The following is a 13,853-nucleotide window of genomic DNA, read 5'->3' as shown; positions in this document are numbered from 1 at the left end:
GCCGCGGTCCCCATCGGTCGGCTCAGACGGCCGGGCGGCGGGTCGAGGTGAGGAGGCGGTGGGCCAGTACGGCCAGGTAGAGCACCCAGCCGGCGCCGATCACGGCCAGAGCGGCGACCGGCTGCCAGCCCGGCAGCTCCTCGACGGCCCGGCGGCACACGGCGACCGTCACCGGGATCGTGTAGAGCGCGAAGAAGGCCAGCCCGAGCACCCGCCCCACGACGAGGAACCAGGCGTAGACCCGTACGCCGCGCGGCGCCGTACGGGTGCGGCGCGCCCGCAGGTACGCCTGGGCGTCGGCCATGAGGTTCTTGTTGCCGCCGGCGTTCGCGATGGCGTAGTAGACGTCGGTGCGCATGAAGAACAGGAACTGCCAGGCGATCTGCGACAGGCAGATGACCACGACGAGCCGCACCACCGGCACGTCGGCGACGTACAGGAGGCAGGTCCCGGCGCAGACGAGGAACCAGTCCACCCGCATGCCCGCCAGGTGGGCGCGGTAGCGGGCGCGCCTGGGCACGCCCCAGATGCCGGTGATCCTGGTCTGCACGACGAGGAACTGCAGGCGGGTGCCGAGCGACAACTCGGCCCGCACGCCCAGCGACCGGGCGGCGGCGATGTGGCCCAGCTCGTGGACCAGGACGAGCAGCCACGAGCCCGCCGCGAAGGCGACGGTGAAGGTGAGGCTGTCCGACCAGACCAGCGAGGAGAAGGACGGCAGCACGCCGGGCCTGGCGACCGCCGCGGCCAGGGCGCACAGCGTCAGCGCGGCCAGCACGGCGTGCGCGGGGCGGGAGAACAGCCAGGCCACGTGGCCGGGGCGGATGCGGTCCCACAGGTTGGGCGGGCGCCGGGGCCGGCCGAGCAGCCCGGCCGCGCCGAGCCCGGTCACGAACTCGGCCACGTCCACGTCCAGGCCATGTTCGGTCAGGACCAGGGCGCGGGCCTCGGCGGCCGTCCTGGTGCCGTCGAGCGCCTCGACGACGGCCGCCGCCACGCCCGGCACGTTGACGAACGTCTCGCCGTTGCCGATCACGTAGTCGTCCGGGCCGTCGGCCACCACGCTGAGGAACGACAGGTCGGTCAGCGGCTCGGTCTTCACCCGCACACCTCGCAGCCGTCCAGGCGGGCGAACTCGTAGGCCGTGGTGGTCAGCGTCAGCAGGTCCAGCCAGAGGCTGCGGCCCTCGACGGCCGGGGCGCCGGTGCCGGTCAGGAAGCGGATCACCTCGGCGGCGAGCATGCCCGACACGATCCCGCACAACGGCCCGAACGACGGGATGGCCCGTCCGGGGTTGTCGTTGACGGGCAGGACGGTCGAGCCGTACCGCTCGGCCAGGGCGGCCTCCTGGCAGGCCAGGCAGCCGGTCTTGCCGGGCACGACCAGCGGGCCGAGCAGGCCGACGTGCTGGTTGAACCCGCCGGTGAGGAACGGCGTGCCGGCCCGCACGCACGCCTCGTTGACCCAGCGGCGGATGTGCGGCTGCGGGGTGTCGACGGTGTTGACCACGAGGTCGGCGTCGGTGACCACGTCGGCGGGCCCGGTGATGCGCCGTTCGACGCGGGTGACGCGGAGGTCCGGGCAGTGCTCACGCAGCCTGCGGGCGGCCGCGGCCGTCTTGGGCTCGCCGACGTCGCGGACGGTGTAGAGGTGCTGGCGGTGCAGGTTGCCGATCTCGACGCGGTCGTCGTCCAGGAGGGTCAGGCGGCCGACGCCCGAGGTGGCGAGATGGAGGGCGACCTGGCCGCCGATCGCACCGGCGCCGAGCACCGCCACGTGCCGGCCGGCGAGGTCGCCGAGTGCGGCCACGGCCCGGTCGGCCGGGTGGAACATCGCCATGAACAGGGCGAACCTGGATAATCTCGCGTCTGCGGCCAGCGTGCCGAGTTCGTCGTCGGTGACCAGGAAGCGGGCCGCGCGCAGCTGCTCGACGGCCGAGTCGATCTCGGCCGGGGTGAGCTCGTCGAGGAGGGCGTACAGGTCGGACTGCTCGACGGGGGCCTCGGCGCACAGGCGCAGCAGGCGGCGCAGGGGCGGCGGCGCGGGGTCGAGGATCTGGCCGGTCGGGGGGAAGTCGCCGAGCCGTACGCGTCCGCGGACGTCGTCGATGAACAGGGGGAAGACCGGATTCACCTGAATCCTGGGCATGAAGGCGGCTCCCGGACGAGTGAGGGCCTCCCGCGGGGTTGGGCCGCGTCGCGGGAGGCCCGAAACGGTCAGCAGCTGTTGCTGTTTCCGGTGGTCTCGACTTCTTCGACCTTCTTGATCTCGATCGTCATGAGCGGTCCTTCCGTCGATCTTGATGGGCCGCTGCGATCATAAAGTAAAGATCGCCCCTTTTGATAGACCCAAGTACGAAATATCCGGGAAACCGTCTTATATCCGTGCAATAAAGTCGCGTGATCGTTTCCACATAAGCGCGGCCGACTCCGCCGAGTATCCGGGAAGATCGGGATCGGCGAACAAGTGCACATTTCCCGGATAAATGAAGCACTCGAATATCGGCCCCAGCTCCGTACGAAGATTGCCGACGTCGTCGGCGTCCACCCACGGGTCGCCCTCCGCGTAGTGGAGCTGCACCGGCACCGAGACCGGCCATCCCTCCCCGCACACCTCGGGCACGGCCGCGCAGCCGTGGTAGAGCAGCAGCCCCCGGGCCAGGGGGTGCGTGGCGGCCAGGAGCTGGGCCGCGTACCCTCCCAGCGAGAACCCGGCGAACACGACCGGCCCGCGCGCCTGCCCGGCGATCTCCCGCCAGCGGCGTTCGAGCTCGCCGAAGCCGACCGCGTCCCGCTTGCGCAGCCCGGATTCGAGGTCGTCGAAGATCTCGCCGTCGTAGTAGTCGGGCGTGCGCACGACGTGCCCGCCCTCGCGAAGCGCCTCCGCGGCTCCCAGTACCCCCGGTCGCAGGCCCTGTGCGGAGTGCAACAGGATGATCTCTGCCATGTGCACTGTGTACCACCGCGCGAAGGCCCCACCAAGGGGCCCGTTCGGCCACGCTCCCGTCGCTCCCGTCGCCCGCGCCGCACGGCCCCCGGGCGGAGGGCGGGACCCCGGGCGGTGGCCATGTCCGCCCGGGGGGCTCGCGGGGTCAGGCGCAGGTGTAGCCGGACGGCGTCGCGTTGTCGCCGCCCGGCCTGGCGACCTGGAACCCGAAACTGGTGTTCGCGCCGGGCGCGAGCGTGCCGTTGTACCCGGCGTTCCTGGCGGTGACGTTCTGCCCGCTGACGGTGAGCGCGGCGTTCCAGGAGCCGGTCACGGTGTGCCCGGCGGGCAGGGTGAAGGTGACCGTCCAGCCGTTGATCGTCGAGGTGCCGGTGTTGGTGACGGTCACGGGCTGGATGACGTACCCGCCGTTCCACTGGGTCTGCACGGTGCCGGCGGCGGTGCAGCCGCCCGTGCCGCCCCCGGTGAGGGTGGTGAAGGTGACCGTCGGGGAGTCGCCGGACAGGTTGCCCGCGCCGTCGCGAGCCCGCACGTAGACCTGGTACTGGGTGCCGGCGGTCAGGCCGGTCAGGTTGATGCTGTTGCCGGTGGACTGGCCGAGCTGGGTGTCGGTGCTGCCCTGCTCACGGTAGACGTTGTAGCCGGCCAGGCCGCTGCCGCCGCTGTCGGTGGAGGCGGTCCAGGTGAGGGTGGCCGCGTTCGCGGTGACGTTGCCCGCCGCCGGGGCGCCCGGCGTGGTGGGCGGGGTGGTGTCGGTCGTGGTGCCGCCCGCCAGCGCGTCGTGCACGGCGGTGTACGACGGCTTCTGCTGGTAGCTCTCGTTGTAGATCAGCGCCGCGCCCTGGCCGGGGAAGGTGTCGGGCACCCAGGAGTACTTGTCGGTGAAGCCCCAGATCGTCACGCCCTGGCAGGCGGTCACGGCCAGGCAGGCGTTGACGACGTTGCGGTAGTAGGTGGCCTGGGTGGCGTCCTTGGTGGCGTCCCTGGGGGTCTGCATGCGCACGTCCAGCTCGGTGATCCGCACCTGGACGCCGAGGGCGGCGAAGCGCTGCAGGTTCTGCTGGAAGTCGCCGGGGAAGCCGTACTGGATGGCCAGGTGGGACTGGAAGCCGACGCAGTCGACGGGAACGCCCTGCTGGCGCAGTGAGGAGACCAGGTTGTAGATCGCCGTGCTCTTGGCGTTGATCCCCTCGGTGTTGTAGTCGTTGATGCACAGCTTGGCGTCGGGGTCGGCGGCGCGGGCGGCGCGGAAGGCGTCGGCGATGTAGCCCGAGCCGAGCGTGTTGTACCAGAACGACGTGCGCAGGTTGCCGTTGTCGTCGAAGACCTCGTTGACGACGTCCCAGGAGACCACGGCCGGGTTGTCGGCGAAGTGGCCGACCACGTTGGAGATGTGGCTCTGCATGGCCGCGCGCATCGCGGTCGCGCTCAGGCCCTGCACCCAGCCCGGCGTCTGGTTGTGCCACACGAGGGTGTGGCCGTGCACCTGCTGGTCGTTCTGGGCGGCGAAGGCGACGATCGCGTCCGCGCCGGAGTAGTTGAACTGGCCCTGGCTGGGCTCGGTGGCGTCCCACTTCATCGCGTTCTCGGGAGTGACCTGGCTGAACTCGGTCGCCGCGATGTTCTTGTAGGAGGTCTCACCGGCCAGCGGACCGGTGGCGAGCGCCGTGCCGATGAACTTGCCCTTGGCGGCCGCGTGCGTCCGCAGGGGCGCCGAGGCGTCGGCCGACGTGGCGGGGAGGAGGAACGCTGCGAGAATCCCCAGCAGGGCGAGGACTCTGACGAACGGGGACGAGAGCACGGGCATCTACCTCCGGAGGCAGGCACTCGATTGCGAAAACTTTCGATCCTCGGCGGATCGCATCGCAGACGGTATTGACATGCGCGAGGACGGTCAATGGCAGTCGCCAACCGCTGCCAAACCGGCAGCTCGGAGGCTGAAAATATCGCCGCATTCATGAAACTTTCACAGGAGACCTGGCGAGGCCTCCGGGCGTCGGTTTCCGCTGCTCTAGCGCGACGTACCTACCGGTCGGTACTGTGAATGGACCGGAATAATCCTCTGATGCGGGAGTTCTGCGCATGTCCCTTTCGCACGCCCAGGTCCAAGCCCAGCTCACCGGCCCCGGCCAGCTTTTCGAGACCGAGGAGATCGGCGACGCCGGGGTACGCACATGGAAGCACGCGCCGGGACACTTCCGAGCCCTGCTGGAGATCAGCAGGTTCCACGGCGAGCAGGTCTTCCTGGCCTACGAGGACGAGCACATCACGTTCGAGGAGCACTTCCGCCGCGCCGCCACCCTGGCCAACCGCCTGGTCGACGAGTACGGCGTGACCAAGGGCGACCGCGTCGCCATCGCCATGCGCAACTACCCGGAATGGGTCGTCTCGTTCTCGGCCGCGCTGGCCGCCGGAGCCATCGCCGTACCGCTGAACGCCTGGTGGACGGAGGCCGAGCTGGCCTACGGCGTGAGCGACTCGGGGGCCAAGGTCCTGATCGCCGACGGCGAGCGGGCGGTCCGGCTGGCCTCCACGGGCGTGCCGATGATCGTGACCAGGGGCGAGGTCCCCGAGGGCGCGCGCCCGTTCGGGGACGTGCTGGGCGAGGTCACCGCCGACGTGCGGCTGCCCGACGTGGAGCTCTCCCCCGAGGACCCGGCGACGATCTTCTACACCTCCGGCACCACCGGCCGCCCCAAGGGCGCGCTCGGCAGCCACCGCAACCTCGGCCAGTCCCCCATGACCGTGGCCTACGGCCTCATGCGCTCGCTCACCATGGCCGGCAAGGACGCGGGCGCGGCGGCGGGCGTGCGCCGGGTGACGCTGCTGACCGTGCCGCTGTTCCACGTCACCGGCTGCTTCTCCGGCATGACCACCTCGATGTTCACCGGCGGCGGCGTGGTGCTCATGTACAAGTGGGACCCCGAGCAGGCGCTGCGGCTGATCGAGCGGGAGCGCGTCACCACGATGATCGGCGTGCCGACCAACGCCTGGCAGCTCATGTCGCACCCGGACTTCGGCAAGTACGACCTGTCGTCCCTGACCACCCTCGGCTACGGCGGCGCCCCCGCCCCGCCCAAGCTGCTGGAGCGCATCACCACGAACCTGCCCGACCGCGCCCCCTCCAACGGCTACGGCATGACCGAGACGACCGCCCTGGCCATCGGCAACGGCGGCGCCGAGTACCACGCCAGGCCCGACAGCATCGGCATGCCGTCGGCCGTGGTGGACGTGCGCGTGGTGGACCCCATGGGCGCCGAACTGCCCGCCGGCGAGGTGGGCGAGCTGTGCGTACGCGGCCCGAACGTGATCATGGGCTACTGGAACCAGCCCGAGGCCACGGCCCAGACGTTCGTGGACGGCTGGCTGCACACCGGCGACCTGGCCAGGATCGACGAGGAGGGCTTCGTCTACATCGTGGACCGCGCCAAGGACATGGTGATCAGGGGCGGCGAGAACGTCTACTGCGCCGAGGTCGAGGCGGCCCTGTTCGAGCACCCGGCCGTGGACGACGCGGCGGTGATCGGCGTCCCGCACGACGAGCTGGGCGAGGAGGTCGGCGCGGTGATCCGGCAGGCCCCGGGCCGGTCGGTCACGGCGGAGGAGCTGCGCTCGTTCCTGGCCGGCCGGATCGCCAAGTTCAAGATCCCGGTGCACGTGTGGTTCCGCGAGGGCGAACTGCCCCGCAACCCGGGCGGCAAGATCCTCAAGACCCACCTGCGCCGAGAGATCCTCGGCTCCTGACCCTCCCCGCAACACCCCCTGAACCCCTCCCGGGGCGCCTCCGCAAGGGGGCGCCCCCTTCTTTTTCTCCCGAAGAACCCGCAGGTCGGCGGCCGGTTCGCAGCCCTCATTACCTGGCGCGTAATCGCGGCCCCTACGCCCCGGCTGACATCTTTCAAGTGTCGCAACGAGCACTTGAAGGAGCCGAGATGACCGCCCTCACCGTCACCGCCGACCGGACCAAGTTCCTGCGCCTCGCGCTGGTCGCCGACGCCGTCGTCACCGGCGTCAACGGGCTGGCCTACCTGGCGCTGGCCGCCCCCGCGAGCGACCTGCTCGGCCCGGGCGCGGGCCTGCTGCGCGAGATCGGGATCTTCCTGCTCGTGTACGGCGCCGCCGTCGGCCTGGTGGCCGCGCGCCCCACGATCAACCAGACCGCCGTCAAGGCCTTCATCGCCCTGAACATCGTCTGGACCCTCGGCAGCGTCGCCGCCGTCGTGACCGGCGCGCTCGGGTTCAGCACGATCGGCGCCGTCTGGGCCATCGCCCAGGCCCTGGTCGTGGGGGTGTTCGCCGAGCTCCAGATCACCGGCCTGCGCCGGGCCCGCAACTGACTCCCTGTGAAGACCCAGACCGCAACACCTTGAGGAAAGAGAGATCATCATGACCGCCGAACTCGTCGAGCGCTACCTGGCCGTCTGGAACGAGACCGACGCCGACGCCCGCGCCAAGGCCGTGGCCGAGCTGTGGACCGAGGACGCGACCTACACCGACCCGATGGCCGACGTGGCCGGGCACGCCGGGATCGCCGCCGTGATCGAGGGCGCGCAGGGCATGTTCCCCGGCCTGGTGTTCACCCCCGGCGAGGTGTTCGACGCCCACCACGACATCGCCCGCTTCACCTGGCACCTCGGCCCGGCCGGCGAGGAGCCCCTGGCCGTCGGCTTCGACGTGGTCGAGCTGGCCGAGGACGGCAGGATCCGCAAGGTCCTCGGCTTCCTCGACAAGGTCCCCGGCGCCTGACTCCCCCCTCCTGCGAAGGCCCCCGGTTCCCCCCGGGGGCCTTCGCCCGTTCCAAAATGATTTGCCCTGGCCACGCACGTCATCGCAGAATCAGACTTCGTGCCCGCACGACTCACCCGCCTGCTCCGTCACCTCTCCCCTGACCTGAGCCCGCTGCGCGACTCCCGTGACTACCGCCTGCTGTTCGGCGCCGGGGTCATCACCATGTTCGGCACGATGATCACCATGGTGGCGCTGCCGTTCCAGATGAAGGAGCTGACCGGCTCCTACGTCGCGGTCGGGATGATGAGCCTGGCGGAGTTCGTGCCGATGGTGGTGTGCGGCCTGTGGGGCGGCGCGATCGCCGACGCGCTCGACCGCCGCCGGATCATCGTGCTGAGCGAGCTGGGCCTGCTGGTGACCACCGCCGCCCTCATGGTCAACGCGATGCTCCCCCACCCGCAGGTCTGGGTCCTGTACGTGATGGGCGCCCTGTCCACCGGCATCGCCTGCCTGCAGCGTCCGAGCCTGGAGGCCGTGATGCAGCAGGTCGTCAGGCACGACCAGCAGGCCGCGGCGGCGGTGCTGAACAGCCTGCGCTGGAACTTCGGCGCGATCCTGGCCCCGGCGCTGGGCGGCCTGCTGCTGGTCCAGATGGGCACGCACGTCGCCTACGCCATCGACGCGATCACCTTCGCCCTCTCCTTGGCGCTGCTGTGGCGCATCAGGTCGCTGCCGCCCGTCGAGGACGCCGCCCCGGCCTCCCTGAGGTCCCTGGTCGAGGGCGTGCGGTACGCCACCGGCCGCCGCGACCTCATGGGCACGTACCTGGTGGACATCGCGGCCATGGTGTTCGCCATGGCCAACGCGCTGTTCCCGTTCCTGGCCGACGAGCTGGGCTCGCCCGAGTCGCTGGGCCTGCTGTACTCGGCGGCCGCCGTGGGCGCCCTGGCCGCCTCCGTGACCGGCCGCTGGACGGCCCGCGTGCAGCGGCAGGGCCTCGGCGTGATCGTCGCGGCGGCGCTGTGGGGTGTGGCGATGACGCTGACCGCGCTGGCCCCGAGCGTGTGGCTGGTCTTCCTCTGCATCGCGCTCGCCGGCGCGGCCGACATGATCAGCGGCATCTTCCGCACGACGATGTGGAACCAGACCATCCCGCAGGAGCTGAGGGGACGGCTGGCGGGCATCGAGCTGCTCTCCTACGCCAGCGGCCCGATGCTGGGCAACGCCCGCGCGAGCCTGATGGCCAACTTCGGCGGCACCCGCTTCTCGCTTGGCGCGGGCGGCCTGCTGTGCGTGAGCGCCGTCCTGGGCCTGGCCGCCGCGCTCCCCGGATTCCGCCGCTACGACTCCAGGACCGACGAGCACGCGATCGCGGAACGCACCCGCCGCGCCGCCCAGTCCACCGAACCCACCCCCGCCTGACCGCCCCACCCCGGGCCCCACCCGACCGGCACCAGCGGCAGGCGGCAGGCGGCAGGCCAGGGTCTACTCCGCCTCCCGCCACCCTTCGTACCGCTCCACCAGCTCGTCCACCTTCGCCAGCGAGCCTTCGTCGAGCCCTTCCAGGACGACGAGCCACTGGGCGTCCTCGGCGTCGTCCTCGCCGGCGAGCGTCTCCCGTACCACCCTCGGCACCCCGAGCCCCGGGAACTGCTCGCCCAGCACCTCGGCGACCTCCTCGGCATCCTCCCGCTCGCCGAACACCAGCAACTGCCTCATGCCCCACATTCTCCCGCGTCTTGAACACGTGTACGTTCGTTCACGGGGCGTAAGCGGAATACATTGGTTAGCGTTGGACCATGACTGCCGAAGCGGTGATCCTCAAGATGGAGTCCTCTTCCTCACTCCCCGACTGGGCCATCCCGCCTCCGCAGGGCTACGTCGCCGAAGACCTCGATCACATTCCGGATTTGCCTGCGCACACAGAGTTGATTGATGGAAGCTTGGTCTTCGCGAGCCCCCAGCGCGACTTCCATCACACGGTGATCTTCCAGCTGCATGTACACCTGCGAGAGGCGGCTCCCAAGGGCTACCGGCTCCGCCAGGAGATGAGCGTGAAGCTGGGGCCGATGCAACGACCGGAGCCAGATCTCATCGTCCTGGGTCCCGACGCCGTCATCCGGCAGAACGTCACCTACTTCGACGCCAAGGACGTCATTCTCGCGGTCGAGGTCGTCTCCCCCGACTCGGTGGTGCGCGACAGGAAGCGCAAGCCCACCCTCTACGCCGAGGCGGGCATCCCGCACTTCTGGCGCATCGAAGAAGCCGGGGGCCGGCCGGTGGTCTACGTCTACGAGATCGACCCCGCCACCGGCGCCTACATCGGCACCGGCATCCACCACGACCGGCTCAAGCTGACCCTGCCGTTCGACCTCGACATCGACCTCACCACGCTCTACACCGCCTGACGAAAAGGGCCGGTACGGCGATCCGTACCGGCCCGTTCCCGTGACGTCAGACGCCGCGCAGTTGCGCTCCCACGCGGTCGGCCGCCATCGCCACCGCCGCGTCCCTGGCCGCCGTCGTCTCCTCGACCGTCAACGTACGGTCGGCCGCCCGGAACCGCATCGTGTAGGCGAGCGACTTGTTCCCCTCGCCCACCTGCTCACCCGCGTAGACGTCGAACAGCCGCACCGACTCCAGCAGCTCCCCGGCCCCGTCGCGCAGCGCCGCCTCCACGTCGGCCACCGGCGTGAAGTCGGGCACGATCAGCGCCACGTCCTGTGTCGCCACCGGGTACGGGGACACCGGCGGCGCCTGCACCGGCCCCGGCATGCCCGACTCCAGCCGCGACAGCTCCAGCTCCATGGCGGCGGTACGCGGCGGCAGCCCGTACGCCTCGATGACCCGCGGATGCAGCTCACCGGCGTGCCCCACCAGCGTGTCGCCCACGTAGAGGGCGGCGCACCGGCCCGGGTGCCAGGGCTCGTGCTGGTCGGCGCTGATGGACAGCTCGATCCGCGACTCGGCGGCGACCAGCCGGGCGGCCTGCACCGCGTCGGCCCACGAGGCCTCGCGGCCGGAGCCCCACCAGCCGGACCGCTCGAACTCCCCGGCCAGCACGACCGCGACCCGCAGCGGCTGGTCGGGCAGCGCCGCCTCGATCGAGGCCAGCTCGTCCTCGGTGGGACGGCGCGCGACGCCGAGCACCGGAGCGGCCGCGGGGGCGTTCTCGCGGGGCCGGTAGACCGCGCCCGTCTCGAACAGCGCCACGTCGCCGAAGCCGCGCCCGACGTTGCGGACCAGCGTCTTGAGCAGGCCGGGCAGCAGCGTCGTGCGCATCAGCGGCTCGTCCTCCGACAGCGGGTTGGCCAGGCGCATGGCCCGGCGCCGCGCGTCGTCGGCGGGCAGCTGGAGGCGGTCGAAGTCGTCGGCGCCGATGAACGGGTAGCTGAGCACCTCGACGTAGCCGCCCTCGGCCAGCGCCCGGCCGACCCGCCGGCGCAGCCGCTGCCCCTCGGTCAGCCCGGCGCCCGCCGGCGCGCTGGGCAGCACCGACGGCAGCCGGTCGTAGCCTTCGAGCCGGATGACCTCTTCGGCCAGGTCGTTGGGGTCGGTGAGGTCGGGCCGCCAGGACGGCGGGGTCACGGTGATCATGTCCGGCCCGGTGACGGCCAGCCTGGCCGCCAGCTCGCCGCCGGTCACCACGCCGGTCGGGTCGACGCCGCCCTGGCGCACGGCCGGGTCGTCGCCGTCGGTCACGACGCAGCCCACCTGCTCCAGGCGGCCGACGACGACCTCCTTGGCGTACGGCAGGCCCGCCACGGCCGACGGATGACCGGCCGGGATCGCGATGCGCGCCGGCGTGACGTCGACCTCGGCGTGCGTCACCCCGGGCTGCACGGTCGCGCCGCCCAGCTCGGCCAGCAGCTGCACCGCCCGCCAGGAGGCGACCAGCGGCAGCTCGCGGTCGACGCCGCGCTCGAACCGCTTGGACGCCTCCGACACCAGCCCGTGCCGGCGCGACTCGCGCGAGATGCCGGTGGCCGAGAAGTGGGCGGCCTCGATGACGATGTCGGTCGAGCCGTCGGAGATCTCGGTCTCCAGCCCGCCCATCGTGCCCGCCATGGAGATCGGGCCCGACTCGTCGGTGATGAGGATGTCGTCGGGGTCGAGCTCGCGCACGACGTGGTCGAGCGTCTCCAGCCGCTCGCCCTCCCGGGCCCGCCGTACGACGATCTCGCCGGTCAGCTTCGACCGGTCGAAGGCGTGCAGCGGCTGGCCGAGCTCCAGCATCAGGTAGTTGGTGACGTCGACGGCCAGCGACACCGGGCGCATGCCGGACCGGCTCAGCCGCACCCGCATCCACAGCGGGCTCTGGGCGGCCGGGTCGAAGCCGCGCACCTCGCGCAGCACGAACCGGTCGCAGGCCGTCGGGTCGCCGATGGAGGCCGGCCAGGACGGCTCGGTCTCGGCGGGGACCTCGACGTCGGCCGGATCGCGGAAGGCCACGCCGAACGCGGTGGCCACCTCGCGGGCCACGCCGCGCACGGACAGCGCGTAGCCGATGTCAGGCGTGATCTCCAGCTCGATCACGTCGTCGCGCAGGCCGAGCAGCTCGACCACGTCGGTGCCGATGGGCGTGTCGGCGGGCAGCACCATGATGCCGTTGTGGTCGTCGCCGAGGCCCAGCTCGCGCTCGGAGCAGATCATGCCCTCGGACATGCGCCCGTACGTCTTGCGCGCCCCCACCTCGAACCCGCCCGGCAGCACGCCGCCGGGCAGCACGACGGGCACGCGGTCGCCGGCGACGAAGTTCGTGGCGCCGCAGACGATCTCGCGCGGCGTCGCCTCGCCCACCTCGACCTTGCAGTGCCTGATCGGCTTCTTGAAACCGGACAGCTCCTCGATCTCCAGCACCTCGCCGACGACGACGTTCTTGACGTCGTGGCCGTAGGAGGTGATGGCCTCGAGCTTGAGCCCGGCCATGGTGAGCCTGTCGGCCACCTCGTGCGCGGTGGCCGCCGGGAGATCGACGTACTCCCGCAGCCAGGAGAGCGGGACCTTCATCAGATCTCCATTCCGAACGGGAGCGTGAAGCGCACGTCCCCCTCGATCATGTCTCGCATGTCTTCGGCGTTGTGGCGGAACATCAGCGTGCGCTCGATCCCCATGCCGAACGCGAACCCGGAGTAGCGCGAGGGGTCGACGCCGCAGGCGATGAGCACCCGCGGGTTGACCATGCCGCAGCCGCCCCACTCGATCCAGCCCTCGGACTTGCAGGTGCGGCACGGCGGGTTGCCGGGGATCGCCGAGGCGCCGCGGCAGACGAAGCACTTCAGGTCCATCTCGGCGGACGGCTCGGTGAAGGGGAAGTAGTTCGGCCGGAACCGGGTGGTGATGCCCTTGCCGAACATGACCTCGGCGAACCTGTCGAGCGTGCCCTTGAGGTGGGCCATGGTCAGGCCCTCGTCGACGGCCAGCCCCTCGGTCTGGTGGAAGACCGGGGTGTGGGTGGCGTCGAGCTCGTCGGTGCGGAACGTCTTGCCCGGCGAGATCACGTAGACCGGCAGCTCGCGCTGCAGCAGCGCGCGGATCTGCACCGGCGAGGTCTGGGTGCGCAGCACCATGCCCGACTCGGTGGAGTCCACGAAGAACGTGTCGTGCTCGGAGCGGGCCGGGTGGTCGGTGGCGATGTTGAGCGCGTCGAAGTTGAACCACTCGCCTTCGAGCTCGGGGCCCTCGGCGACCTCGTAGCCCATGGCGACGAACGCGTCGGCGATGCGCTCCTGCAGCGTGGTCAGCGGGTGGCGGGCGCCGCGCGGCCGGCGGTCCCACGGCAGGGTGACGTCGACGGTCTCCTCGACGAGCACCCGGGCGTCGCGCTCGGCCTCCAGCTCGGCCTGGCGGGCGGCCAGCGCCTCGCCGATCGCTCTGCGGGCGCCGCCGACGCGCTTGCCGGCCTCGGCTCGGGCGGCCGGCGGCAGGGCGCCGATCTCGCGGTTGGCCAGGGCGATGGGCGAGCGGTCGCCCGCGTGCGCCAGCCTGGCCTGCTTGAGTGCGTCGAGGCTGTCGGCCGCCTTGATCGCCGTGAGGGCGTCGGCCTCCATGCGGGACAGCTCGTCGGCGTGCAACGGCGTCACCTCGACGGGGTCGTAGTCAGACAAGAGTGAGCTCCGTATCCAGGGCTTGAGCGGAAACGAGTCTAGTGGGGCCCGCCCACCGGACCGACTTCGACG

General features: G+C 71.2%; 12 protein-coding genes. 5 read left to right on the top strand and 7 right to left on the bottom strand.

Annotated elements, in window-relative coordinates; genetic code table 11:
- Positions 1-22 precede the first annotated feature (22 nt).
- From ABZ815_RS29110 to ABZ815_RS29095, 4 genes are all read right to left on the bottom strand, one after another.
- On the bottom strand, positions 23-1,102 hold the full coding sequence (locus ABZ815_RS29110; protein ID WP_357703345.1) for a hypothetical protein: 1,080 nt from the start codon (positions 1,100-1,102) through the stop codon (positions 23-25).
- Positions 1,099-2,148, bottom strand: coding sequence for a TOMM precursor leader peptide-binding protein (locus ABZ815_RS29105; RefSeq protein ID WP_357703343.1), 1,050 nt, complete (start codon positions 2,146-2,148; stop codon positions 1,099-1,101). The genes ABZ815_RS29110 and ABZ815_RS29105 overlap by 4 nt, the downstream gene beginning before the upstream one ends.
- Positions 2,149-2,376: 228 nt before the next feature.
- A complete protein-coding gene (locus tag ABZ815_RS29100; RefSeq protein ID WP_357703341.1) occupies positions 2,377-2,946 on the bottom strand; it encodes a dienelactone hydrolase family protein in 570 nt (189 codons plus the stop codon).
- A 145-nt stretch (positions 2,947-3,091) separates the two neighbouring features.
- Entirely contained in the window at positions 3,092-4,753 is a 1,662-nt protein-coding gene (locus ABZ815_RS29095) for an endo-1,4-beta-xylanase (protein WP_357703339.1), read from the bottom strand.
- 275 nt (positions 4,754-5,028) lie between these two features.
- Here ABZ815_RS29095 and ABZ815_RS29090 point away from each other — a divergent pair, with 275 nt between their 5' ends.
- From ABZ815_RS29090 to ABZ815_RS29075, 4 genes are all read left to right on the top strand, one after another.
- Positions 5,029-6,690 (top strand): class I adenylate-forming enzyme family protein, encoded by a 1,662-nt coding sequence (locus tag ABZ815_RS29090; RefSeq protein WP_357703337.1) that lies wholly within the window; start codon positions 5,029-5,031, stop codon positions 6,688-6,690.
- A 188-nt stretch (positions 6,691-6,878) separates the two neighbouring features.
- Positions 6,879-7,283, top strand: coding sequence for a hypothetical protein (locus ABZ815_RS29085; protein ID WP_357703335.1), 405 nt, complete (start codon positions 6,879-6,881; stop codon positions 7,281-7,283).
- Positions 7,284-7,332: 49 nt separating this feature from the next.
- Positions 7,333-7,692, top strand: a complete 360-nt coding sequence (locus ABZ815_RS29080; RefSeq protein ID WP_357703333.1) for a nuclear transport factor 2 family protein — start codon at positions 7,333-7,335, stop codon at positions 7,690-7,692.
- A 99-nt stretch (positions 7,693-7,791) separates the two neighbouring features.
- On the top strand, positions 7,792-9,096 hold the full coding sequence (locus ABZ815_RS29075; protein ID WP_357703332.1) for an MFS transporter: 1,305 nt from the start codon (positions 7,792-7,794) through the stop codon (positions 9,094-9,096).
- Between the two features lie 63 nt (positions 9,097-9,159).
- Here ABZ815_RS29075 and ABZ815_RS29070 read toward each other — a convergent pair whose 3' ends face one another.
- The gene (locus tag ABZ815_RS29070; RefSeq protein WP_357703331.1) at positions 9,160-9,393 is read right to left on the bottom strand and encodes a hypothetical protein; all 234 of its coding nucleotides are present in this window, start codon (positions 9,391-9,393) and stop codon (positions 9,160-9,162) included.
- Positions 9,394-9,473: 80 nt separating this feature from the next.
- On the opposite strand from ABZ815_RS29070, the gene ABZ815_RS29065 reads away from it, so the two are divergent.
- The gene (locus ABZ815_RS29065) at positions 9,474-10,082 is read left to right on the top strand and encodes a Uma2 family endonuclease (RefSeq protein WP_357703329.1); all 609 of its coding nucleotides are present in this window, start codon (positions 9,474-9,476) and stop codon (positions 10,080-10,082) included.
- A gap of 46 nt (positions 10,083-10,128) precedes the next feature.
- Here ABZ815_RS29065 and ABZ815_RS29060 read toward each other — a convergent pair whose 3' ends face one another.
- Complete coding sequence (locus ABZ815_RS29060) at positions 10,129-12,684, bottom strand: phenylalanine--tRNA ligase subunit beta (protein WP_357703327.1); 2,556 nt, start codon at positions 12,682-12,684, stop codon at positions 10,129-10,131.
- Positions 12,684-13,724, bottom strand: a complete 1,041-nt coding sequence (pheS, locus tag ABZ815_RS29055; protein WP_357703426.1) for a phenylalanine--tRNA ligase subunit alpha — start codon at positions 13,722-13,724, stop codon at positions 12,684-12,686. The genes ABZ815_RS29060 and pheS overlap by 1 nt, the downstream gene beginning before the upstream one ends.
- Positions 13,725-13,853: the final 129 nt, after the last annotated feature.

This window comes from Nonomuraea sp. NPDC047529, from assembly GCF_040642995.1.
Taxonomy (GTDB): Bacteria; Actinomycetota; Actinomycetes; order Streptosporangiales; family Streptosporangiaceae; genus Nonomuraea.
The sequence above is the reverse complement of the archived record's forward strand: the minus strand, read 5'-3'. Positions and strand labels throughout refer to the sequence as shown.